We start from the raw sequence: 23,800 nt of genomic DNA on the forward strand, positions 1-23,800 counted from the left end.
ATGAGTAAACAAAAAGCACATTCACCGAAGTGAATGTGCCGTTCAAAATCTCCACCAATACGATTTGACAGAGACCCGTTGTTGCTGGTATTGAAGAAGAAGGTCTGAAGGCTCGGGTCATTAAGATTTACCGGACTTCCGATGTTTCATTCTGTGGCGCCGAAGCGGATGATTTATCTGGTTCCGGCATTGCCATTGCTATTCAATCCAAAGGGACGACAATCATCCATCAGAAGGACCAAGAACCACTGTCCAACTTGGAACTCTTCCCACAAGCACCAGTGATTGATGGCGATACTTATCGGGCAATTGGGAAAAATGCTGCCGAATATGCTAAGGGCATGTCCCCAAGTCCCGTTCCTACGGTTAACGACCAAATGGCTCGGGTTCAATACCAAGCTTTGTCAGCCTTGATGCACATCAAGGAAACGAAGCAAGTAGTTATGGGTAAGCCCGCAGAAGAAATCGAAGTTAACTTTAATTAGGAGGATCCGGTTATGAGCGAAATTGATGACTTAGTAGCAAAAATCGTCCAACAAATGGGCGACACGGGTACAACCGCCACAACTGCGGCTCCCAAAGCTACGACAAGCGAAAAAGAATTAACTAAGGAAGATTATCCTTTATACAGCAAGCATCCAGAATTGGTTCATTCACCTTCTGGTAAGGAACTGAAGGATATCACCTTGGACAATGTTTTAAACGACAAGGTTAAGTCCAACGACTTACGTATCACCCCAGATACCCTGCGGTACCAAGGTGAAGTTGCTAATGATGCTGGCCGGGATGCCGTTCAACGGAACTTCCAACGGGCATCTGAACTGACCTCAATCCCTGATGATCGGTTATTGGAAATGTACAATGCTTTACGGCCATACCGTTCATCTAAGGAAGAATTGTTAGCCATCTCTGCTGAACTGAAGGACAAGTACCACGCTCCAGTTAACTCAGGGTGGTTTGCCCAAGCTGCTGACTTCTACGAATCTCGGAAGAAGCTTAAGGGCGATAACTAATCCGTAACCTTAAGTAAACAGTTCGACTGAAAATTAAGTATTGTGTTAATTGAATTTGGCATTCTGCAAGCCCTTCACGGTTCACGCTAACCGGTTATTGGAACTAATTTCCAGCCGGAGGAGGCCAGGCAGAGAGCAGTGTGAGTGAGTTAGATGTGTCAATTAACTTACTCGCACTGTCATGCCTGGAATCTGTAGGCAACCAAATTTTTCACAATAACGTTAGGAGTCTTCGTATGCAAAAGGTGATAGGTGTTGATATTGGTAATTCATCAACAGAAGTAGCCTTGGCAGATATTTCTGATCAGGGTGCGGTTGACTTTATCAATTCAGACATTGCAGAAACCACTGGAATCAAGGGGACTAAGCAAAACCTGATTGGGATCAAGAAAGCCATTACCCAGGTGCTGAACAAAAGTCACCTAGAGCTAACGGATATTGATTTGATTCGGATCAACGAGGCGACGCCGGTTATTGGGGACGTGGCCATGGAAACCATTACGGAAACCGTGATCACGGAGTCCACGATGATTGGCCATAATCCTAGTACACCAGGTGGTGTCGGCACGGGTTCCGGGTATACCGTGAATCTCCTGGCACTGCTTCAGGAAACGGACAAGGATCGTCCTTACATTGTCTTGATTCCCGAACAAGTTGACTTTGAAGATGCTGCTAGCCTGATTAATCTGTATCAAAGCCATGGCTATCAGATTACCGCAGCCATTTTACAAAATGACGACGGGGTTCTGGTAGACAACCGGTTGGAAAAGAAGATACCGATTGTTGACGAAGTAGCCTTGTTAGACAAAGTACCTTTGGGCATGATGGCTGGGGTCGAAGTTGCTGGCAAAGGCCAAGTGATTTCACAGCTGTCTAATCCTTATGGTATTGCAACACTATTCCACTTAACTGCCGAAGAGACTAAGAACATTGTTCCGGTCTCACGGGCATTGATTGGAAACCGCTCGGCGGTGGTCATCAAGACACCCCAGGGGGACGTTAAGGCTCGGGTTATTCCTGCAGGGAGCATTCAGATTGAAGGCCCCAAGGATTCAGCTAAGGTCAACGTCGCTGCCGGTGCCGATGACATTATGGCTAAAATCAACCAATTTGACCGCATCCAAAACATTACGGGTGAGTCTGGAACCAACGTGGGTGGCATGCTAGAAAAAGTTCGTCAGACGATGGCGGACTTGACTGGCAAGCAAAACAGCGCAATCGCTATTCAAGATCTGTTAGCTGTTGACACGGCGGTACCAGTCAAGGTTCAAGGTGGGTTAGCTGGTGAATTCTCGACTGAACAAGCCGTTGGAATCGCTGCCATGGTTAAATCGGACCACCTGCAAATGCAACAAATTGCTGATGCCATTCAAGATGAACTTAATATTCATGTTGAAATTGGTGGGGCAGAAGCTGAAGCAGCCATTCTCGGGGCGTTAACCACCCCTGGAACCACCAAGCCCATTGCGATTTTGGACTTGGGGGCCGGCTCGACCGACGCTTCAATCATTAACAAGCAAGATGATATCGTCGCCATTCATTTGGCCGGTGCAGGAGACATGGTGACCATGATCATCAACTCCGAATTGGGCTTGGATGACATTTACTTGGCGGAAGACATTAAGAAGTATCCGCTTGCTCGCGTGGAAAACCTTTTCCAGATTCGTCACGAAGATGGTGCCGTTGAGTTCTTTGAAGAGCCTTTGCCTTCAGAGATTTTCGCAAGAACGGTAGTCATCAAACCGACTGGCTACGTGCCAATTCCGGGGAACATGGCGATTGAAAAGGTTAAACAAGTGCGGCAAACGGCTAAGAAGCGGGTATTCGTTGAGAATGCTCGGCGGGCGTTGCAACACGTTAGTCCCACCGGAAACATTCGGGACATCCCGTTCGTTGTCATCGTTGGTGGCTCGGCACTGGACTTTGAAATTCCACAATTGGTTACGGATGAACTTTCCCACTACAACTTAGTGGCTGGGCGAGGAAATATTCGGGCCGTTGAGGGACCAAGAAATGCGGTGGCTACCGGGCTAATCTTATCGTATGCCAGAGAGAGAAGGGACACCTATGGCAAGCGCAATGGATAAGCCGGCAATCTTCATTGCCGTCCCAAATGCTGATTCAACCGTGCCGGCGGTGCTCCAGCCTCTGTTCAACGGTATCGAGGAAGAAGCCATTCCGGTGACGACCAAGGTCATTACTGAGAATGACGTCACGGCTCGTGCCTACCAGGCGGCTTTAGCCTCACGCTTGTCTGTTGGCATCGGTTTTGATGGACAGCATATCGTGGTTCATTATCGAAACCTGAAGGCCGACCGACCGTTATTTTCAATCACCGTGACATCGGATGAGCAAATGCGGCGCTTAGGTGCCAACGCTGCCCGTTTGGTGAAGGGTGTGCCATTTAAGAAATTAGAGTGATAGGTGGTTAAGTAAGATGGACGCAATTGGATATCTAGAAACTACCGGGCTGCCCAGCGCAATCGTGGCGGCAGATAAGATGCTAAAGACGGCGGCAATCGGGCTGACCGGATTGGAAAACACCAAGGGCGGCGGCTGGGTTACCGTGGGTATCCATGGGGATGTCGCAGCCGTCTCAGTTGCCATCGAAGTGGGCCAACAAATTGTTGGCGATGCTTACGTTAGCTCAGTTGTCTTGGGTAATCCGGCGCCGGGCGTTCGGGAGCTCAGTGAGACGCCGGTGTTTACATCACGGCCGGAAGTCGTTCCCGCTGAGGAAGCTGAAGTTGTTCCTGAAGCAGAGACTGAAATGACAACTGAACCAGTCACCGAACCAGCTGCTACTACTGAAACTGAGTCGGCGCCAACGGAAGTTATCTTACCAACGGCACCGGTTAAACCCGTTTCGAAGGAGCCAGCTCCGGATAAGAAACAAAAGAAACAGAACAAGGCGACTTGTAACCTCTGTGGCGATCCGAAATGCCCACGCAAATTAGGTGAACCGCGGAAGAAGTGTATTCACTACTCGGAATTATTTGACAAGTGATGAAACCGCTTCAAGTGAATGAACAACATCATAGGAGGAATTTATAATGAATAACGCATTAGGAATGATTGAAACCAAGGGTCTTGTAGCATCAATCGAAGCCGCAGATGCAATGGTTAAAGCAGCTAACGTTGAAATGATGGGTCAAGAAAAAATTGGTAGTGGCCTGGTAACTGTTATGGTTCGTGGTGACGTTGGTGCCGTTAAAGCTGCCGTTGATGCTGGTGTTGCAGCCGCAGAAAACATTGGCGAAGTTATGAGTTCATATGTTATCCCTCGTCCTCACTCAGAAGTGGAAAACATTTTGCCACAAAGCAACAAGCCAGCAGCCAAGTAAAGGTTTCGGGATAAGCTAGTCAAATGTGATGATGATCATCGTCTTGCCGAGTGTTTGAACACGCGGCGAGTACGACTTTGAACCTTAGCGGGTCCTGTACCCGGGGGTTAAGATTTAAAGTCGTGCTCACCGCGTTCTGGCCGGAAGAGGTCGGATCTGCGCCATGATTTGTCATCAGTTGACAGTTATTCCGCCACAGTGAGGAAGGTAAATTAGATGGACGAAACAGCATTACGTGAGATGATTCACCGGATCATCAAAGAAGAAATGGATCCGAACCGGATTCCTATTGGTGTGTCAAACCACCATATTCATTTGACAAAGGAAGACTTCAACGTTCTCTTTCCCAACCAAGAAATGACAGTTTTAAAACCTTTGAAGCAGCCGAAAGAGTTTGCTTCTAAGCAAGTTGTCGACATTGTTGGGCCTAAGGGTAAGGTTGAACACGTTCGGGTTCTCGGACCTTGCCGGAGTCATTCACAAGTTGAAATTGCCCGTTCAGAAGCCTTACGAATCGGTGTTGACGCACCTATCCGTTTGTCAGGTCATTTAGACGGTGCCCCTTCAGTTAAGCTGGTCACGCCAGATGGTGAAGTCACTGTCCAAGGTGTCATCATTGCCAAGCGGCACATTCACATGAGCAATCAAGATGCCAAGCGCTTTGGCGTCAAGCTGGGTGACACGGTTGCCGTTGAAATTCAGTCAGAAGATCGGCGGACGGTCTACAACGATGTGATTTGCCGGCCACGGGAAGACTTCGTATTGGAAATGCACATTGATACGGATGAAGCCAACGCTGCGAACGTTAACGGTCAGACCTTTGGGAAAATCGTTAAGACACAGTAAGAGCAGAAAATAGGTGGTGAACGATTTGGAACAGTTAGTGGCTCAGGTCCTGGATAAGCTCAGGCAACGTGAACAGCAAAGCTATGACTGTACCTATGAGCAAACAGCCACTGTCCCGTCAGCACAACTCTTCTTAGATAATGCTAACGTGACTGTTGAAAATGTTTCAATTGAACTTATCACCAGTCTCTATCGATTGGATTTCAGTAATCCCTGGGTGGCATGGTTACTCCAAGGAATTGATTATCAGGTTCATTTACAACTGGTCATCAACGAATTGGCAATTAACTTTGTTCCCCGGAAAATGTTACTGGACTGGCCGATACAGATTGTAACCACCCACCAGCAACCGTTGAACGCACTTCATGGTCATCAACTTTCGCGAGTTGCGTTAGCAGCCTTGCCAGATCAAACGATTTTGGTTGTGACGCCGCAGCAACGGTTGACGGCTGAAGCCACTGATGTGCTTGCCGTGAAGCAGATGAAACTACAAATGAGGACTGATGAAGATTGTATATGGCAAAAGTAGTCGGGAGTATTGTCTCGACACAGAAGGACCCTTCACTGATTGGTCGTAAATTAATGATTGTCCAGCCAGTCAATTCTGATGGTCAGTCGGTTCGTCATCAAGAGGTAGCTGCGGATTCGGTTGGTGCCGGGGTTGGTGAGTATGTCTTGCTGGTTCGCGGTGCCGGCGCACGGCGGGCTAACCGAGCGGATGAGGTTGCACGTGATGTGAACGATTGTTCCATCGTGGGCATCATTGACCGCTTCGACCGGTAGGAGGGAGATGGCTATATGGCGATTTATACTAAGGGCGGCGACAAGGGCTCAACGAGTCTGTACGATGGTACGCGGGTAAAGAAGAGTTCTTTACGCGTTGAAACGTATGGGACCTTTGACGAGCTGAATGCCAATGTCAGCCTAGCCGATAAGTTCTGTGTGAAAGCAGAGAATCAAGAAATTCTTAAAAAGATTGAATACAAAATGTTCTTTCTACAAGGAGAAATTGCCACCCAGGAGGCACCGAAGTTTAATGCCAACAGCCGGGTGATTACGGATGAAGACGTCCATGAGTTGGAGAAAATTATTGACCGGTATACGACAGAATTGCCACCAGTCACCAGTTTTATCTTACCAGGTGCGAGTTTAGCCGGTGCGCAATTGCACGTCTGCCGGACTGTCTGTCGTCGAGCTGAACGGTTATTCGTTCGCTTCTCAACCGACGTTGACGTTCGACCCGTGCTAGAGCGGTATGTCAATCGACTATCCGATTTCTTCTACATCATGGCCCGTTCTGAGGACTATGAATTTCAAATCAATGAGCTGACAGATCGTGTGATTAAACGGTACGCTCAAGCAGTGGGGCGATAAGAATGAACGAAGAACAAATTCAAGCTATTATTCGTGAGGTTTTGGCCAAACAAGGAGGAAGTACAATGAACTTATTTGATCGTCACATGATGGAAAAGGTAATTGATGCAGCAGTTAACCGTGCCGATGAATTAAAGGTTGGGGTAACGATTTGCATTATGGATCAAGCAACCACACCACAAATGATGTACCATATGCCAAATGCTAATTTGGTAAGTTCAACGTTGGCTCCTAAGAAGGCTTGGTCAGCAATTGCCATGAAAGAACCAACCAAAGACATCAGCAAGGATATCCAACCCGGTGCACCACTTTACCAAATGGAAACGATGTTAGATGGTAAATTGGTTTCCTTCCCTGGCGGTATTCCATTAGTTCTGAACGGAACGGCTATTGGTGCCATTGGTGTTAGTGGCGGTCTGATTGAAGAAGACCAATCAATTTGTGAGGCAGCCGTGGCCGCCTTTCTAAAGGAGAGTAAATAGGTATGGAGACTGAAAACATTGAACAAGCCATTCGTAAAATCCTTAGCGAGGAATTAGGTAACCAAACCTCGACTACGGGGAGTGCAGCAGCTGGCAGTAACGGTATTTTTTCCACCGTTAACGAAGCCATTGCTGCAACCAAAGCAGCACAAATTGATTATGCTGATCAACCAATTTCAGTACGGAACAAAGTGATCGAAGCTATCCGTGAAGGCTTCCGTCCTTACATTCAAGAAATGGCAGAACGGATTCATGAAGAAACGGGTATGGGGACTGTGAGTGCCAAGGTTGCGAAGTTAAACAACGCCTTGTACAACACACCAGGCACTGAAATTCTTCAACCAGAAGCTGAAACTGGCGACGGCGGTCTTGTCATGTATGAATACGCCCCATTTGGTGTTATTGGGGCCGTGGGTCCAAGTACGAACCCTTCAGAAACTGTGATTGCCAACGCCATCATGATGTTAGCTGGTGGGAACACGTTATTCTTCGGTGCCCATCCAGGTGCCAAAGACATTACTCGTTGGACGATTGAAAAGTTAAACGAATTTGTTGCTAAGGAAACTGGCTTACATAACTTAGTGGTTTCGTTAGAGAAGCCTTCAATTGAATCCGTTCAAGAAGTTATGAAACACCCTGACGTTGCCATGCTTTCCATCACTGGTGGCCCAGCAGTTGTTCACCAAGCCTTGATCAGTGGTAAGAAGGCTGTCGGTGCTGGTGCTGGTAACCCACCTGCAATGGTTGATGCCACCGCTAACGTGGCTTTAGCAGCCCGGAACATTGTCGATTCCGCTGCCTTTGACAATAACATTCTGTGTACCGCTGAAAAGGAAGTTATCGTTGAAGCCCCAGTCAAGGATGAGCTGATCAAATTAATGCAGGCTGAAGGTGCTATCTTAATTACCGATTCAGCTGACATTGACAAGTTAACCAAGATGACCATTGGGCCTAAGGGCGATCCTGACCGGAAGTTTGTTGGTAAGGATGCTACCTTTATCTTGGATGAAGCTGGGATTCGTTACACTGGCAAGCCAACGCTGATCATCTTAGAAGCTGCTAAGGATCACCCATTGGTTACGACAGAAATGTTAATGCCAATCTTACCAATCGTCACTTGCCCAACCTTTGATGCTGTTCTGGCAACGGCTACTGAAGTTGAAGGCGGCTTACACCATACCGCTTCCATTCACTCAGAAAACTTGCCGCACATCAACAAGGCGGCTCACCGTTTAAACACCTCAATCTTCGTTGTAAATGGTCCTACTTACTGTGGAACTGGTGTTGCAACGAATGGTGCCCACAGTGGCGCTTCTGCCTTAACGATTGCTACGCCAACCGGTGAAGGAACTGCTACCTCGAAGACCTACACCCGTCGTCGCCGTCTTAACTCACCAGAAGGGTTCTCACTACGGACTTGGGAGGCGTAAAGCATGGAAAAATTTTCATTGGCGACTGCCATTTACTCTGGCAATGACAGCCTAGAACGTTTGGGCTTACTCAAGGGAGAAACAATCTTCCTGGTCTGCGATGCATTTTTACCAGATACGCCAACGTTGAAAAAGATTCTTGGAGAAATTGACAGCAGCAACCAAGTCACAATTTTTGCTGATGTCAAACCAGATCCACCATTAGCCAACATTATCGCTGGTGTGAAGCAGTTTGCGCCAGTTGCACCAACGGTTATGATTGGGATTGGTGGCGGTTCTGCAATTGATACGGCCAAAGGGATTCGATTCTTTGGCGACAAATTGCGTAAGACCGGAATCAAGAAGTTCATTGCCATTCCAACGACTAGTGGAACTGGTTCAGAAATCACGCAACACTGTGTGCTTTCAGACCCAGAAAACCATCGCAAGTACCCAATCATGGAAGACTTCTTGCGGCCAGATGAAGCTTTGCTGGACCCACAATTAGTCATGACGGCGCCTAAGAGTGTCACGGCTTATTCTGGCTTAGATGTTCTGACCCACTCGTTGGAGTCCCTGGTTGCTGTTGATGCCAATATGATTACCGATGGCTTAGCAGAAAAGGGTGTGGACGTCATCACCCATGATTTGGTAACGTGTTACCGTCATGGTGAGGATGAAGCAGCTCGTAAGCGGGTACATGAAATTTCTTGTGCCGCCGGAATTGCCTTCAGTAACGCCGGTTTGGGGATTTGCCATTCATTAGCCCATCAATTAGGGGCTAACTTCCATGTTCCCCATGGTTTAGCTAACGCCATGCTCTTGCCATACGTTGTTGCTTACAACGCTGAACATGACAAGGTTGCTTGCGCTAAGTATGCCCAAGCTGCTCGTAAGGCTGGTTTGGCTGCTAACGGCATGGGTGACACAGTTGCTGTTCACCGCTTAATCAATTGCATTCGGCAGATGATGCTCAAGATGGATTGCCCACGGACGTTACAAGCCTTTGGGGTTGAATTCAAAGATGCTGTTGACATGACCGATACGATTGTTGCCAACGCACGTTTGGACGCGACGTTCCCTGGGAACCCCGTCGTCCCAACTGACGCTGATCTTGCCAAGATTTACCAACAAGTTATTAAGTAATGCACCTGTTATGTAACTTAACGGTCGCAGTCCTTATAGAGTGATAGAAATGGGCTAAAACGCTGTGAATACGATTTTTGGCTCCTGATGTCGAGCTTCAAATTTCGCTTTTGCTTCGGTCGGGGAGTCATTCTCTGCCAAGCAGAACAGTGTTTTGGTCCATTTTTAGTTTCCTTGTCGCGAGCCTACTACTTCAGCCCTGGGAAGATTACCCATTTAGAGAGAGGAAAATGAGTTTATGTCACAGAAAATTTTAGCAATCAATGCCGGGAGTTCTTCCCTGAAATTCAAGCTATACACGATGCCAGATGAAAAGGTGTTAATGAGCGGTCAGATTGATCGCATCGGGACTAAAACCAGTGAATTCAGTTACGTGATTGCTGGCAAGCGGAGTAAAATTGTTGCGCCGATGGAAAGCTTCGACACTGCAATTCAAAACGTGATTGACACGTTATTAACCAGCCACGTCATTCAAAGTAAGAATGAAATTACCGGGGTTGGTCATCGGATTTCTCATGGTGGCCGCTACTACTCTGCACCCGTCCTGGTTGATGAAGATGTGAAGTCCAAGATTGATGAATTGGCCGTCTTATCACCACTGCACAATCCAGTGAACCTTTTGGGAATTGAGGCGTTCGAGAAATTACTGCCGCATGCACAAGAAGTGGCCGTTTTTGATACCTCGTTCCACCACACGATTCCAGCCAAGGCCTACATGTACGCGTTGCCATACAGTTATTATGAAGATCATGGCATTCGGCGGTATGGGTTCCACGGGCCTTCGCACGAATACATTGCGCAGCGGGCACCGGAATTATTTGGCAAGGAAAAGACGCACCGCATGATTTCCTGTCACTTGGGTAACGGGGGAAGCCTGACAGCACTGCTCGACGGTAAATCCGTAAACAGTTCAATGGGCTTTACGCCGTTAGCTGGGATTGTCATGGGGACGCGTTCAGGGGATATCGATCCGGAAATTATTCCTTTCATTGAAGAAGAATTCCACATGAGTTCTCAAGAAGTACGGAATATGCTGAATAAGGACTCCGGCTTGCTAGGAATTTCTGGTCTCTCTAATGACATTCGGGACCTGGACAAGGCTGCTCAAGCTGGCAATAAGCGCGCACAACTAGCACTCGATGTGTACGTTCACCAGATTCAACAATATATTGGTGCGTACACAACGGACTTGGAAGGGCTAGATACGTTAGTCTTTACCGCTGGTATCGGTGAGCATTCCGCTTTGATTCGGCAGATGGTTTGTGACCGGTTAGGCTATCTGGGTGTTAAGCTAGATGCAGCGAAGAACGATGCAAATGAACTGAGCATTGAAGCAGCAGATAGTCGCGTGAAGGTTGCCGTTATTCCAACCGACGAAGAGATTATCATTGCGCGTGATGTGATGAGCGTATTGGGATTGAATTAAGGAGGCGCCAATATGGGGCGACAAATTGATCGCACAATTCAAGAGTATGTCCCGGGTAAACAAGTCACACTGGCTCACATTGTGGCTAACCCGACGGCAGATATTTATGAGAAATTAGGGATTCAGACACCTAAAAATGCTTTGGGCATTCTCACGATTACCCCGAGTGAAGCGTCAATTATTGCTGGTGACGTTGCCACTAAGTCTAGCAATGTTGAACTGGGATTCATTGATCGTTTTAGTGGTTCCGTTGTCGTCGTTGGTGAAGTGTCAGAAGTTGAAGCAGCGCTTCGCCAAGTCATTGCAACGTTAAGCAGTTTACTCGACTTTGACGTACCAGAAATTACGCGGACTTAGGTAAGGTGATTAACATGAGTGGAAGAAATAAATTTGACCGGCCAACCAAGTTGTCACAGCTGACACTTCGTAATGGCTACTGTCTGGCACCGTTGTCGACACGGACAGCCCTATTTGATGGGGAGGTCAGTCGCAATGATTGTTACTTTCATCAACTGCATGCGCAAAACGTTGGCTTGGACATTGTCGGGTCCGCCTACGTGCAGCAGAGTGGGTCGACCACTTCTGGATCACTGAGCGTTGCCGACGATAGTAAATTACCGGGTCTTCGGCAACTGGCACAGACGATTCAAAAGCAGGGGTCTAAAGCGATTTTGCAACTGGTTCATGCCGGCTGCATGACTAATAAAATAGCCACCAACGGCTTGCCAATTCTGGCGCCCAGCGCCGTGGCTGCGCCTCATGGTAGTGGCGAGCTTCCGGAGGCCTTAACCACCAGCCAGATTACTGAAATCGTGGATTGCTTTGGTGCCGCGACTCAGCGAGCAATTTTGGCGGGATTTGACGGTGTTGAAATTCATGGGGCAAATAGCTTTTTACTGCAGCAATTCATGTCTCCGTTGACGAATCAGCGGACGGATGAATTTGGTGGTTCATTGGCTAACCGGGTCCGTTTTCCACTAATGGTAGCGCAACGCGTCTTACAAGTGGCCAAACAAGCCCGGCGACCATTCGTCGTGGGTTACCGAATCTCACCAGAAGAGATTGCCACTGGTGGGCTGCCATTGTTGGATAACCTGGTCTTGATGCGGTTATTAGCCGGCTTCAAGATTGATTATCTGAGCTTGTCACTTCATGATTATCAGCAACAACCGGTCACGATGGCTAAGAGCCAGACGGTGAGCGAAGTCATTAAAGCTGAGCTTGGTGACTTACCGTTGATGGTGGCAGGGGGCATTAAGACTCTAGCCGATGTTGAACGGTTGGCGACCACTGCCGACGTTCTGGCGATTGGTCGCCAGCTGATGGTTGACCCCAAGTGGCCCAACCGTTATCGCAATCCGGCACGGTTGACTTCGGCTAAGCAATTAACCGCCTGGGATACGGGATTACCGCAACAATTATTTAAGTATCTATGATAGGAATGATGCATTTTGCCTGAACGAGTCTTAAATCTTACTGGTGGTTTTAATTTTCGGGACCTAGGTGGTTATCAAGCGAGCGATGGGCGGGTCACCAAGTGGCATACGCTGTTACGAACCGCGCACTTAGCCAATCTAACAGACGAAGATTATCAACAACTCGAGGATTTGGGCGTTGGCTTGGTTGTTGATTTGCGCTCAACGGCAGAGGTTAGCCAATTCCCAGACCGGATGGGTGCAATGAAAGTCGTTCACCTACCTGTCTTTGATTATGACGAGACGGAGAGTGCAGCCTCAAATGAAGAGCTGCAACGGCTGTTCGAACGCAATGGTCGGTGGGGCTATCACCGGATGATGCGCGTCTATCGCCGGCTGGTTGGTAATCCACATGCCCAAAAGGCTTATCATGACTTCTTCCAGTTGTTGTTAGCGTGGCATGGCAAATCCGGTGTGATTTTTCATTGCTCTGCTGGCAAGGACCGGACAGGGATGGCTGCGGTGTACTTGCTTCGGGCTTTGGGCGTTTCTCCAGATACCGTGTTGGCTGACTACCTGATGACAAATGCCGCTTCAACTGAGCACGTTGCCGAGCGGATTGCGGCAATTCCACCGGGAACTGGTCGTTTGAATTTACAGCAATCCGTTCATGATTTGGCGACGGTCAACGAGGATTATTACCAGCAAGCCATGTGCTTGATTAATTACGAATACGGCGGCATGATGGCTTACTTGCGTGAGGTATTAGGCGTAACTGAGGATGATCAATATCGGTTGCAACAACTATATTTGACGTAGAGCATTGTCTGGAAGCCCATGAGAGATTCCACAATAGCCAGCGCGTCGTAAAAGTAGTGGCAGGGTAACCATTGGTTATATTGCCACTATTTTTCTATCGGTTTGAAATAAACGAAAAAGGGTGAGATAAATTATGCAAAGGGCAATGTTTGTTGGCGCGATTGCGTGTGGTAAGACGACACTATTACAACGCTTAAAAGATCAAACGATTCATTACGATAAAACCCAGTCTGTTGAGTTTTATCAAAATATTGTGGATACACCAGGAGAATACATCGAGCATCGGCGGATGTACACCAACTTAGCGACAACTGCTATGGATGTTGATATGGTTGTCATGATTCAGAGCGCAACGGATCGGCGGCTGATTTTCCCTGAGGCCTTCAGTACGATGTTTGGCCGGCCAGTCGTGGGCGTGGTGAGCAAGATTGATGTGGCTAGTTCAGACGAAATCAGTTGGGCAACGCAACAGTTAAAACGCGCGGGTGCTAAGCAAATCTTGCTGGTGTCAGCGTTGACCGGTGAACACACGGAAGACCTTCGCGTGTTGCTGGATAAATAAAACGAGAGTTATTTGACGTTTCAAAGTGAATTTCCCTTAACCTTCGGCCCCAAAATAGTGTAATCTAGTAACTAACAAATCTTTTTCGACTGGGGGCTGATTCACGTGAATAAATACCGTTGGCAAGCCAGTGCGCTGGTTCTGGTGGCGTTTATGCTGGGGTGCAATGAATTTATGGTGGTCGGGGTAATCTCGGACATCGCGCGTTCGTTGCGGGTTACCGTGGCGACGGCGGGGTATCTGGTGACCATCTTCGCCATCGTCTACGCCGTTAGCACGCCGGTAATTACCCTGTTAGCGAACCGCTTCAACCGCTACCGCACACTGATGGTACTGATGCTGATTTTCTTGGTGGGCAACACCTGGAGTGGCTTTGCCAATAGCTACGGGTGGTTCCTGGTGTCGCGGATGCTGACCGCCGCTGTCGCCGGGGCAATTGAATCGTTGATTATTCTTTTCGCCAACGACATTGCGCCGCGCAACAGGCGGGCAGTACTGATTTCTTGGCTCGCCGCTGGTTTCAGCATTGCCTCCGTCGTCGGGGTGCCCATTGGGACAGCGATTAGTACCGCCACTAGCTGGCACGTGGCCTTCCACCTGATTTCGGTGCTGAGTCTGTTAACGTGCGTGGTGATGGCGTTTCTGTTGCCGCGTGATTTACCCCAGACACCCGGTGGCATCAAGGATCAACTGGTCTTACTCACGGACAAACGCATCTACCTGGGAGCCGTGCTGATTCTCTTCTCTGCCGCAGCGCTGTACGCCTATTACACTTACATTCGGCCGCTGCTGACAACTGGCCTGGGTTTCAGTACGACCGCTTTAAACTGGCTGTTATTTGCGCTCGGCCTCATGAGCATTTTGGGCAACCGACTTTCGGGCACCGTCGCGGAACGCAGTGGACTGACCACCATGCCGCGGTTTTACGTCGTGGACATTATCTTGCTCTTATTATTGCCGGTTGCGATGACGAATCGGGTGACTGGCTTTGGTCTCTTCCTCATCTTGACGTTAATCATTTCCGTGGTGAACTCACCGATTCAGCTGCACTTCCTGGACGTGGCCGAAGCGGACTACCCGCAGGCAACGCTCCTAGCGTCCTCGTTAAACGCCATCTTCTTTAACATCGGCATCTCCCTGGGGTCAGCCACGGCCGCCCAGGTCCTGACGCACGGTGGGTTGTTCAAATTAGGATTTGGCGCCGCAGTCTTCGCCGGCTTATCCTTAATCGTGGCCGTCATTTTAAACCGGGTGGTTGCCGCGCATCACCGCGAAACCGCTCTCGAAAAATAATTTTCAGATGTAAGGGATTACTTGAGTCGTTCCCCTAATAATTTTCCGGGAGATAGTGTAATCTGGTAAGTAGAAATCTAAGGGAAATCAGAGGAATTGCAAAATGAACAAGTATCGTTGGCAGGCCATTGTGTTTGTCCTAGTCGCATTTATGTTGGGGTGTAACGAGTTTATCGTGGTCGGGGTGCTCTCCGACATCGCCAAGGAATATCAAGTTTCGGTGGCAACGGTGGGCTACTTAGTCACCATCTTTGCCACGGTTTACGCGGTGAGCACGCCCTTCATCACGATTTTGACGAACCGGTTTAGCCGGTACAAAACGCTGATGACATTAATGGTCATCTTTTTAATCGGAAATACGTTAAGCGGGTTAGCCATGAACTATCCCGTGCTCCTATTGTCCCGGGTGGTCACCGCGATGGTTGCCGGGGCTATTATCTCGTTGATCATGACGTTTGCCAGTGCCATTGCTCCGCGCGAAAAGCGGGCTAGCCTGGTCTCGTGGATCTTCGCTGGTTTCAGTATTGCCTCCGTCTTCGGGGTGCCGATTGGGACGGCGATTAGCACCAATTACAGCTGGCATGACGCCTTCTACCTGATCACCGTCATCAGTGCCATCACCTGTGTGCTGCTGGGCTGGCTGTTACCGCGCCAGGTTGAACAGGTCCAGGGGAGTATCAAAAATCAGCTGGTCTTACTGAAGGACCGCCGGATTTACGTCGGCATCGCGCTGGTGCTCTTTACGGCCGCGACCATGTATGCTTACTACACCTACATTCGGCCGCTGTTGACCACCGCACTAGGCTTTAGCACCACCAGCCTCAACTGGTTGCTGTTCCTGATCGGGATTATGAGCATTCTCAGTAACCGGTTCTCGGGGATGCTGGCCGAACGCAACGGGCTGCGCATCATGCCGCGCTTTTACGTCGCCGATGTGATTTTACTGGCGCTCTTGCCGTTTGGTTTGAATAACAAGATTGTCGGCTTGGCCTTTCTCCTAGTCTTGAGCCTGATTGTTACCATTTTAAATTCACCCATTCAAATTCACTTCTTAAATATTGCGGAACAGGATTATCCCCAATCAGCGGTGTTGGCTTCGTCCCTGAATTCCATCTTCTTTAACTTTGGCATTTCACTGGGGTCCGCCACCGCGTCCGGCATGCTCGGGTCGGTCGGTTTGACCCACATCAGCTGGGGCGCCGCAGTCTACGCTGCCATTTCGTTGGTGCTGGCCGTAATCCTGAATGCGGTCATCAAGCACCACGGCGAAACCAAGTTTGAGACGGAATAGTTCACATTAGGTTGGCTTTGGCGTAGGCTGAATGTATTGTTTACGCTCGGCGCGGTGGTTGTCCGTTGTTGGAAGAAACACGAATTAGTAGCGACAGCAATCGGTTGAAGAGGCTATCTAATAGGTAGTTAACTAGCGCGAGTTGAAAGAAATCGCTAAGTGTCAAACGGGAGAGTACCCAACAGTGAGGCTCCCACGCAGATAGACTTAGTGCGCCCGTGTCAGTGACCAGAGGCGAGTCAAGGTGCCCAGCTGTGTCGATGGCATTAGCCGAGTGATTTTCTCGGCTTAGGCCATGGGTCGACCTTTGAGACTGGTGATTTTCCAGGCTTAAAGTCGAGGTGGAAGCCCGGTCCGCAGGCTGGAACCGACCCCACAGCAGGGAACCTTGAACGCGCCGCCGGGAACGAACTTTCCGCACGTAACCGCACTGAACAAAAAATAATTTGGAGGCTTTCTGATGACAAATGTACCTGCACTCACGTTAAACGATGGCAACCAGATGCCCGCCATTGGCCTGGGCACCTTTCAGATTCGTGGTGGCCAAGGCGTTAATCAAATTTTGACCGCCATCAAGGACGGCTACCGCAGTTTGGATACCGCCACCAACTATGACAATGAAGGAGCCGTTGGTGAAGCCATTCGGCGTTCGGGCTTGCCCCGGTCTGCTTTCTTCGTGAGCTCCAAGCTCCCTGGCAAGTATCACCAGTACGCCGACGCCACGATGGCGATTCAGGAATCCTTGTATCGCATGGGGCTCGACTATTTCGATTTATTCTTGATTCACTGGCCGTTGCCCAAACGCGACCACTACGTCGAGGCGTGGCAGGCAATGATTGATGCCCAGGCCCGCGGCTTGATTCGTTCCATTGGGGTATCCAACTTTGAGCCGGAGCATCTCGATCGACTCATCACCGAGACCGGCGTGACGCCCGCCGTCAACCAGTTGGAGATCCACCCGTACTGGGTTCAGGAACGGATGCTCGCCGCTGACCAGCAACGCGGCATCGTCACCGAAGCCTGGAGTCCACTGGGCCGTGGCAGCGCCGCCTTACAGGAACCGCTGATTCAAAAGTTGGCGCAGAAGTACGACAAAAACGTGGGCCAAATCATTCTCCGCTGGCACGTCCAACGGGGAATCGTGCCCATTCCGAAGGCACGAAACCTCAACCATCAACGCGCCAACTTAGACATTTTTGATTTCAACCTGACACCGGATGAGATTCAGGCCATCAACGGTCTGAGCAAGCCGGATGGTCGGCTGGAAAATCAAGATCCCAACGAATACGAAGAATTCGACTAAGTGACTTAGCCGTTGACTAACTGAAAACCTGGAACGCGTAATCATTGTGGTTACGCGTTTTTTGTCGGCCAAATTGCGTGGTACCAGTCGTAGTGAGTACTGGCGAGTACCGTTCGTCAATGAAACCCCAATTTCAAATGCCCGTTGTGGTGGCCGGTCTGGTTAACCGGCGCATTTGAATTTTTTCCTTAACCCCTGCGTCAATCGCGGACCTATAGTGAAGGCGAGATGTGAAATAGTCCGAAATAAATGATGCGTGTGACGGCGGACGGATTGGAGGAATAAGCATGCGCAGAAAGATTTTACGAGTTATTGGTGGCTTGCTGTTTGCCGTGACCGTCTTGCTTGCCGGGGGACTAGCCTTTGGCGGGGTCACGGCCCACGCGATGGCCATCACCACGGCCGGACTTAATGGCAGTGATGCAACGATTACCGATACGAATGGCAAACCAATTGAAAATGGATCCAGCCTGGATAAATGGACGCACTATTCCGTTGAGTACAAGTGGTCGATCCGGGACGGCGTACCCATTGCAGCCGGCGATACCGCGACGGTAGAATTACCAAATGGGTCGACTGCCGCACAGGATACCACGGTCGCCTTACTCGATGATGCTGGCCACGAGGTGGGGACGTTTACCATCAAGGCTGGCGAGACGACGGGGACGATTACCTTTAACGATTCCTTAGCCGGCGTCGGCACCAACCGCAGCGGCACCCTCCAGTTCTTTGTGAAGGGGACCTCGAATAACAATAATTCCGACTTTGATTGGGGTCTGAACAAGATCGGCTGGGTCGCTGAAAAAGACGAGAACGGCGTCCCAACAAAATTAACCTGGAACATTGCGTTTAACCCTAGTGGTAGCAACGTGGGTGACACGGTCGTTACCGATACCTTGGGGCCGCACCAAACCTACATTCCAGGCTCCGTTTACGCGGAAACCGGGGTGTACCAGACCAAGGCCACGTTCGTTGCCAACGGGACGATTACGCCGGAAGTCAGCCAAGATGGCAACCAGATGATCTTTTCCTTTAGCAACGTGACGACCGCAGTCAACTTGACCTATCAGACCAAGCCGACCGAGCTCGACAATAGTGGCTCGTGGAAGAACCAAGCGACCTGGGACGGCAAAACGGTCGGCTCACAAATTGCCTGGGGCGGTAATGGTAGTGGCTCCGGGAATGGTGCTGAAGACAAGGAAAATGGCGACGTTATTTTAGAGAAGCGGGCGCAGAAGACTGGTGAGGCCTTGGGCGGTGCCGTTTACCGGCTACAGAAGACCGATGGTACCGTGATTGCCAACGAGCTGGTCACCAACGACGACGGTCAACTCACGTACCGGGATTTGGTACCGGGCGATTACGAATTCGTTGAAGTCATTCCACCCGCAGGTTTTGCCTTAAATGACACGCCGATTCCCTTTACGATTACAGCGAATCAAACGGCGCCCGTTCAAGTTTCAGCTGAGGATGAACGGGAAAACAGTGGCGGTACCGGCGTGCCCGGCGGCGAGAACCCTGGTGGCGGTGACGGTGGTGGCACCCCAATCAATCCGGGAATACCCGGTGGTGGCGACAATGGTGGTACTATCACGCCGCCAACGACACCAACCACGCCGACGGATCCGATTAAGCCAACCGAACCAACGAGTCCGCAAAAGCCAACTGAACCGACGAAACCCGTGAAGCCGACAACACCAGTGAAGCCCGTTAAGCCAGTCAAGCCAGTGAAACCCGTTAAGCCAACGAAACCCGAAGCCACGGTTCCCGCGACCCAGCAGCCAGGAAGTTCGGTTGCTGGTCAGCAGACCGTGACGGGTGGTAGCGGTGCAAATGGCAGTGTCGCTGGGCAATCGCCAGCTGTTGGCCAGCAGGGGACCAGTGGTAGCCATCACGGCACACCAGCTGCGGCAAGTGGTAGTCAGTACAACGGCCACACGTTACCGCAAACCGGTGAACGTTCAAATACGTTCGGCGTTTGGCTGGGGCTGTTCCTGTTGCTAGTTAGTGGTTTAGGCATTTACGACCGTCAGCGGCAACATTGAAATTTAACTGCAAGTGACTGAAGAAGACGTTCACTGAAAATGCGTCAGGGAACGTCTTCTTGTTATTGGTCATTCGGTTATGGGATTAGCTGTTTTAGGCAGAAACTGATTGGATGTAGTTGGACTTTCGGTAGTACACAACTGGATTAGACTCTGTCTGACGTAATCAATGGGTATTTGCACTCGTAATTTAGGCGGACGGACAAGTTACGCCGGGGGATGGCAGAAGACGCTGGCGGGTACTTTTTGGGGGATTAAGAGGCATTGGAATTTGTACGGGAACAGTCGGAAAACGACTAGAGGCCTCACGCACTATCTTTTACGATAATGGGTGAGGCCTCTAGTTAGTTATCAAAGGATTTGCTATTTGACGGGTTGCGCCTTCGCTTGTTTGAGCAGGGAGGCCAAGACGGTCGCCGTTTGCTGTTGCGCCTGTTGTTGGGCCGCACGTTCGGCCTTGGTTTGGACCGCCATGAGTTGGGTCGTCGTCAACGTTGGTTGGGCCTGTTTCGCAGCGAGGACCGCTGCCGTGACTGCCTTGGTTGTCGTCTTTTTAGCCGCTGCCTCCTTGCTAGCAACGGCCTTGGCTAACCATTTGGCCTGGCGGGTACTCAACGTCGACCAGGAAGTGGGCAGGGTGAACGTATTCTGCCGGCGAACCAGGTTGTGGTGTTGGCCAGTCCAGGAGAAGAGCCAGCGCCAGGCGTCATTGTTGTAAGTCCAACGCGTGGTGGCCGTGGTCAGTTTCGCCTGGCGCACAGCCTGGTAGCGTACCCGGTTACGCAATTTTACACTCGCAGCCGTGTGCCGTTGGGCCGTTTGACCAGCCAGTTGGTACACGTAAACGCGTTCCTTATTGGCTTGGCGAATGGGCTGGTAAACCAGCAGATTGACCTTATTGCTGGGAGAGATGGATGCAATCTTTACGGTCGTGGTCGTCGTGACCTGGTGCATTCCCCAGTGCCAATTATCGTTGCCAATCATCAGCGTGGCCATCGCGACCAGCAGGAGCAGGCCCAGACCGCCACCGATGAACCGTTGCCGCTTGGTTGGCAACAGAAGGAAGCCCACGATGAACAGGACGATTCCCAGGAGTAAACAGATCAAAATCATGCGGCCACCTCCTGTTCTTGATCTTGAGCCTGGCGTTTAACGAAGCAAGCAAAGATGAAGTCGATGATCCCAAATGCTGTCGCAACTAGGAAGGCGGCGTGAAATCCGGTCATCGCCGCGTTATAACTCTGGTTTTGGTAGGCCAGTGGCGCCTGACTTAACAGCGCGTGGGCCGGGGCATTTTGCGTGGTGACGTTAGCGAGGACGCTACCCAGAATGGCGGTCCCCATCGAGGTCATGACTTGTCGCATGGTACTGTTGACGGCGGTACCGTGGCTCAACTGGAGGCCTTTCAAATCAATCGAGCTGGCGGCGGTCAGCGGCATGGTGACGATGGCGACCCCGGTCATCAGGATCGTGTACTCACAGATGATGTAGCTGTAAGGCGTGGCCCGCGTCAACAGGGCAAATGGCAGGGTGCCGAGCGTCAACAAGAACGTGCCAACCAGCGCCAGTCGCCGACCACCCATTTGATCGTACAGATGGCCGCTGATCAGGCTGACCAGACCGTAAACCAATGCGCCAGGCAGAATCATCAGTCCGGAATGGAAGGGTGTGAGGCCGCGGACTTGTTGGAGATACATGGGCAGGACCACTTGAATCCCAATCATGGCGGTGTTAGAGAGCGCCGTGATGAAGGAAGCCACGGTGAATGACGGGATCTTGAGCAGACGGACGTTTAAAAATGGGTTCGCTTGGGGCCACTCGTGGCGGGCGAAGAGGCCAATGAAAACCAGACCGACGATGATCCCACCAATGACGGTTGGGGCGCCCCAGCCATTTTCACCGACCTCGGAGAAGCCGTACAGCAGGCTCCCAAAGCCGATGGTGGATAGGAAAATCGCCACCAGGTCGATCGGTGATTTTTTCACGGGAATGACGGGTCGGACGAAGAACAGCGTGAGGAGCAAGACCAGAATAACCGGCGGAATCATGATGCCGAAGAGATCACGCCAGGTCGCGTTATCCAAAATCCAGCCAGATACGGTCGGCCCTAAGGCTGGTGCTAGGCCAATCACGATGCCGCCCAGGCCCAGCATTGACCCCCGCTTATCCACGGGAAAGGTGACCAGTAGGACGGTTTGAATCGTTGGGAAGGTAATTCCCACCCCAACGGCCTGGACCAACCGGCCAATGAAGATCAGGCTGAAACTGGACGCGGTGTAGCTGATAATCAGTCCCACCAGGAAAAAACTTAACGCGGTCAGGTAAATGACGCGCAAGCTAAAGTTGTTGATCAGCCAGGCGCTGATGGGAATCATAATCCCCATCACCAGGAGAAAGCCGGTCGTCAGCCATTGCACGGTGGCACTAGAAATAGCGAAGCGCGTCATTAATGTGGGATAGGCGGTGACCAACATATTCGTGGTCAGTGCGGTACAGAACGTCCCGAACATCAGGGTGACCATCAGCCAGACCCGATTAAAGGGTTTTCCGTTAGTATCATTCATTTTAACTAGCCTCTTTTGAAATGGAGAAGACGCTTCCCCAAGTTGTTAAGAACATTATAAACTGTTATTTGAAATAAATAAACTACTTGAATCAGTTTATTTAAAATTCCTTTCAAGGTATAATGATTGAAGGAAACTAGAAGGATGTTAGTGAGGTAACGATATGGTAAAACGACGAACATTATCCAGGGAAAAGGTGCTCGATCAGGCCAGCGATATTATCGCGGGGGAGGGCTTGAATCACCTAACTATCAGGGCTTTAGCCAATCATCTCGAGGTGCGACCCCAGTCTATTTATAACTATGTAGATAGCTTAAACGACTTGCTCGATCAGGTGGGGACGGAATTTGTTAAGGAAATTGCCGATCGACTGATGCGGCGGTTGGTGGGGGTAGCTGGCAAGGAAGCCTTAATGCTGTTTGCTCAGGAATTCCGGGCGGGATGCCTGCAGCAGCGGCATTTAGCTCCAATCCTCTTGAACCCCAATGACCTGCAACACTTGACCGCAACCCATCAGGCACTTATTGATTTGTATAAGCAAATGTTCACCAGTCTTCATTTGGACGAGGCCGGGAACACCGCGTTGGTGGAATCCACGCTGTACCGCTCCGCTTTGTTTGGCTTTATTTTGCAGGAAATCGGGGGCTTTCTTCGGTTGCCAGCACGCAAGGTGGACGAGCGCTTCGAGCAGACCATGCAGCTCGCCATCGACCAGTTCACTACCATTCAATAGGCTTTGTGTTTGGTTCTTTGACGGCGCCTCCGGGCTGGTGAAAATGAGGCCGGATCACTGTGGGCGGGCGTCCAGAGCTTAGACGGTCGTGGCATTCGTTCCCGGCGGCGAGTTCAAGGTGCCCTGCTGTGGGGCCCGGCTCCAGCCTGAGGGGCGGTCTTCCGCCTCGCCTTGAAACCTCGCAAAGTTCGCGAGTTTCCAAGGTCGGCCCATGGCCTAAGCCGAGAAAACCGCTCAGCTAGTGCCATCGACACAGCTGGGCACCTTGACTCGCCTCTGGTCACTCATATGGACGCACTAAGTTTCAACGGGTGGTAACCGGCGCTGGCTCATTTTCACCAGCTCTGCGGCTGCCATTGTGTTAGCCCGTAGCGGATTGATTGGTAGTTGACGTTGGTTTTCTGACTTTGGCTGGTGTATGTTTGTCCAATTAAGGTTGTGGTGGCGGCTTTTAGCAACTTTCTGAGTGATTGGATTGGCGTTGATGGTTGGTGCCAGGTTGAAGAGCGGTCTGACTCGCTCCTGGTCACGCACTCAGGTGGTCTCAATGTCTCCGAGTCCCCAGGGGCAATTTCCAAACGGCAGTCCCACAAAAATTACACAGAATTATCTGAATCAGCGCCGCAGTTTATTCGTCATTTTATGGCGGCTGTAGGGCTGATTTTTAAATATAGGAGAAATTTAACTTTTTTCAAATTACCCCTTGCCTTCGAGTGTACTCGAAGGTGTTTACTA

General features: G+C 50.3%; 24 protein-coding genes and 1 pseudogene. 23 read left to right on the plus strand and 2 right to left on the minus strand.

The window, feature by feature from the left end:
• Positions 1–71: 71 nt before the first annotated feature.
• From EKM99_RS02855 to EKM99_RS02960, 22 genes and pseudogenes are all read left to right on the plus strand, one after another.
• Positions 72–485 (plus strand): annotated as a pseudogene (locus EKM99_RS02855) (propanediol/glycerol family dehydratase medium subunit); the annotation flags it as partial.
• A gap of 12 nt (positions 486–497) precedes the next feature.
• A complete protein-coding gene (locus EKM99_RS02860) occupies positions 498–1,013 on the plus strand; it encodes a diol dehydratase small subunit (protein ID WP_125580751.1) in 516 nt (171 codons plus the stop codon).
• A 236-nt stretch (positions 1,014–1,249) separates the two neighbouring features.
• The gene (locus tag EKM99_RS02865; RefSeq protein ID WP_125580754.1) at positions 1,250–3,100 is read left to right on the plus strand and encodes a diol dehydratase reactivase subunit alpha; all 1,851 of its coding nucleotides are present in this window, start codon (positions 1,250–1,252) and stop codon (positions 3,098–3,100) included.
• Entirely contained in the window at positions 3,081–3,434 is a 354-nt protein-coding gene (locus EKM99_RS02870) for a glycerol dehydratase reactivase beta/small subunit family protein (RefSeq protein WP_125580756.1), read from the plus strand. Before EKM99_RS02865 ends, EKM99_RS02870 begins: the two co-directional genes overlap by 20 nt.
• A gap of 16 nt (positions 3,435–3,450) precedes the next feature.
• On the plus strand, positions 3,451–4,020 hold the full coding sequence (locus EKM99_RS02875; RefSeq protein WP_125580758.1) for a BMC domain-containing protein: 570 nt from the start codon (positions 3,451–3,453) through the stop codon (positions 4,018–4,020).
• A 43-nt stretch (positions 4,021–4,063) separates the two neighbouring features.
• Complete coding sequence (locus tag EKM99_RS02880) at positions 4,064–4,357, plus strand: BMC domain-containing protein (protein ID WP_318531057.1); 294 nt, start codon at positions 4,064–4,066, stop codon at positions 4,355–4,357.
• Positions 4,358–4,573: 216 nt separating this feature from the next.
• On the plus strand, positions 4,574–5,203 hold the full coding sequence (locus tag EKM99_RS02885) for a phosphate propanoyltransferase (protein ID WP_125580762.1): 630 nt from the start codon (positions 4,574–4,576) through the stop codon (positions 5,201–5,203).
• Between the two features lie 16 nt (positions 5,204–5,219).
• On the plus strand, positions 5,220–5,732 hold the full coding sequence (gene pduM, locus EKM99_RS02890) for a PduM family microcompartment protein (RefSeq protein ID WP_225419767.1): 513 nt from the start codon (positions 5,220–5,222) through the stop codon (positions 5,730–5,732).
• Positions 5,720–5,986 (plus strand): EutN/CcmL family microcompartment protein, encoded by a 267-nt coding sequence (locus EKM99_RS02895; protein WP_191983292.1) that lies wholly within the window; start codon positions 5,720–5,722, stop codon positions 5,984–5,986. The genes pduM and EKM99_RS02895 overlap by 13 nt, the downstream gene beginning before the upstream one ends.
• Positions 5,987–6,001: 15 nt before the next feature.
• The gene (locus tag EKM99_RS02900) at positions 6,002–6,577 is read left to right on the plus strand and encodes a cob(I)yrinic acid a,c-diamide adenosyltransferase (protein WP_125580769.1); all 576 of its coding nucleotides are present in this window, start codon (positions 6,002–6,004) and stop codon (positions 6,575–6,577) included.
• A 2-nt stretch (positions 6,578–6,579) separates the two neighbouring features.
• Entirely contained in the window at positions 6,580–7,059 is a 480-nt protein-coding gene (locus EKM99_RS02905) for a GlcG/HbpS family heme-binding protein (RefSeq protein ID WP_125580771.1), read from the plus strand.
• 2 nt (positions 7,060–7,061) lie between these two features.
• Positions 7,062–8,489 (plus strand): aldehyde dehydrogenase family protein, encoded by a 1,428-nt coding sequence (locus tag EKM99_RS02910; RefSeq protein ID WP_125580773.1) that lies wholly within the window; start codon positions 7,062–7,064, stop codon positions 8,487–8,489.
• Between the two features lie 3 nt (positions 8,490–8,492).
• Positions 8,493–9,614, plus strand: coding sequence for a 1-propanol dehydrogenase PduQ (locus tag EKM99_RS02915; protein WP_125580775.1), 1,122 nt, complete (start codon positions 8,493–8,495; stop codon positions 9,612–9,614).
• Between the two features lie 238 nt (positions 9,615–9,852).
• The gene (locus EKM99_RS02920) at positions 9,853–11,040 is read left to right on the plus strand and encodes an acetate/propionate family kinase (protein ID WP_125580777.1); all 1,188 of its coding nucleotides are present in this window, start codon (positions 9,853–9,855) and stop codon (positions 11,038–11,040) included.
• Positions 11,041–11,052: 12 nt separating this feature from the next.
• Entirely contained in the window at positions 11,053–11,397 is a 345-nt protein-coding gene (locus EKM99_RS02925) for a BMC domain-containing protein (protein ID WP_125580779.1), read from the plus strand.
• Positions 11,398–11,411: 14 nt separating this feature from the next.
• On the plus strand, positions 11,412–12,476 hold the full coding sequence (locus tag EKM99_RS02930) for an oxidoreductase (RefSeq protein ID WP_125580781.1): 1,065 nt from the start codon (positions 11,412–11,414) through the stop codon (positions 12,474–12,476).
• A 15-nt stretch (positions 12,477–12,491) separates the two neighbouring features.
• Positions 12,492–13,274 carry a tyrosine-protein phosphatase gene (locus tag EKM99_RS02935; RefSeq protein WP_125580783.1) on the plus strand — a complete coding sequence of 261 codons (783 nt, stop codon included), beginning with the start codon at positions 12,492–12,494 and terminating at the stop codon, positions 13,272–13,274.
• A gap of 133 nt (positions 13,275–13,407) precedes the next feature.
• Complete coding sequence (locus EKM99_RS02940) at positions 13,408–13,836, plus strand: EutP/PduV family microcompartment system protein (protein ID WP_125580785.1); 429 nt, start codon at positions 13,408–13,410, stop codon at positions 13,834–13,836.
• A 105-nt stretch (positions 13,837–13,941) separates the two neighbouring features.
• Entirely contained in the window at positions 13,942–15,129 is a 1,188-nt protein-coding gene (locus EKM99_RS02945) for an MFS transporter (protein WP_125580787.1), read from the plus strand.
• Between the two features lie 103 nt (positions 15,130–15,232).
• Positions 15,233–16,420, plus strand: coding sequence for an MFS transporter (locus tag EKM99_RS02950; RefSeq protein ID WP_125580789.1), 1,188 nt, complete (start codon positions 15,233–15,235; stop codon positions 16,418–16,420).
• 460 nt (positions 16,421–16,880) lie between these two features.
• Positions 16,881–17,723, plus strand: coding sequence for an aldo/keto reductase (locus tag EKM99_RS02955; RefSeq protein ID WP_125580791.1), 843 nt, complete (start codon positions 16,881–16,883; stop codon positions 17,721–17,723).
• A gap of 287 nt (positions 17,724–18,010) precedes the next feature.
• Entirely contained in the window at positions 18,011–19,768 is a 1,758-nt protein-coding gene (locus tag EKM99_RS02960; RefSeq protein WP_125580793.1) for an LPXTG cell wall anchor domain-containing protein, read from the plus strand.
• 363 nt (positions 19,769–20,131) lie between these two features.
• On the opposite strand, the gene EKM99_RS02965 is transcribed toward EKM99_RS02960, so the two are convergent.
• Both EKM99_RS02965 and EKM99_RS02970 read right to left on the minus strand, forming a co-directional pair.
• On the minus strand, positions 20,132–20,881 hold the full coding sequence (locus tag EKM99_RS02965; protein WP_125580795.1) for a DUF4811 domain-containing protein: 750 nt from the start codon (positions 20,879–20,881) through the stop codon (positions 20,132–20,134).
• A complete protein-coding gene (locus tag EKM99_RS02970) occupies positions 20,878–22,332 on the minus strand; it encodes an MDR family MFS transporter (RefSeq protein ID WP_125580797.1) in 1,455 nt (484 codons plus the stop codon). Before EKM99_RS02970 ends, EKM99_RS02965 begins: the two co-directional genes overlap by 4 nt.
• A gap of 163 nt (positions 22,333–22,495) precedes the next feature.
• On the opposite strand from EKM99_RS02970, the gene EKM99_RS02975 reads away from it, so the two are divergent.
• Positions 22,496–23,065 carry a TetR/AcrR family transcriptional regulator gene (locus EKM99_RS02975; RefSeq protein WP_125580799.1) on the plus strand — a complete coding sequence of 190 codons (570 nt, stop codon included), beginning with the start codon at positions 22,496–22,498 and terminating at the stop codon, positions 23,063–23,065.
• Positions 23,066–23,800: the final 735 nt, after the last annotated feature.

Source organism: Levilactobacillus cerevisiae, assembly GCF_003946245.1.
GTDB lineage: Bacteria > Bacillota > Bacilli > Lactobacillales > Lactobacillaceae > Levilactobacillus > Levilactobacillus cerevisiae.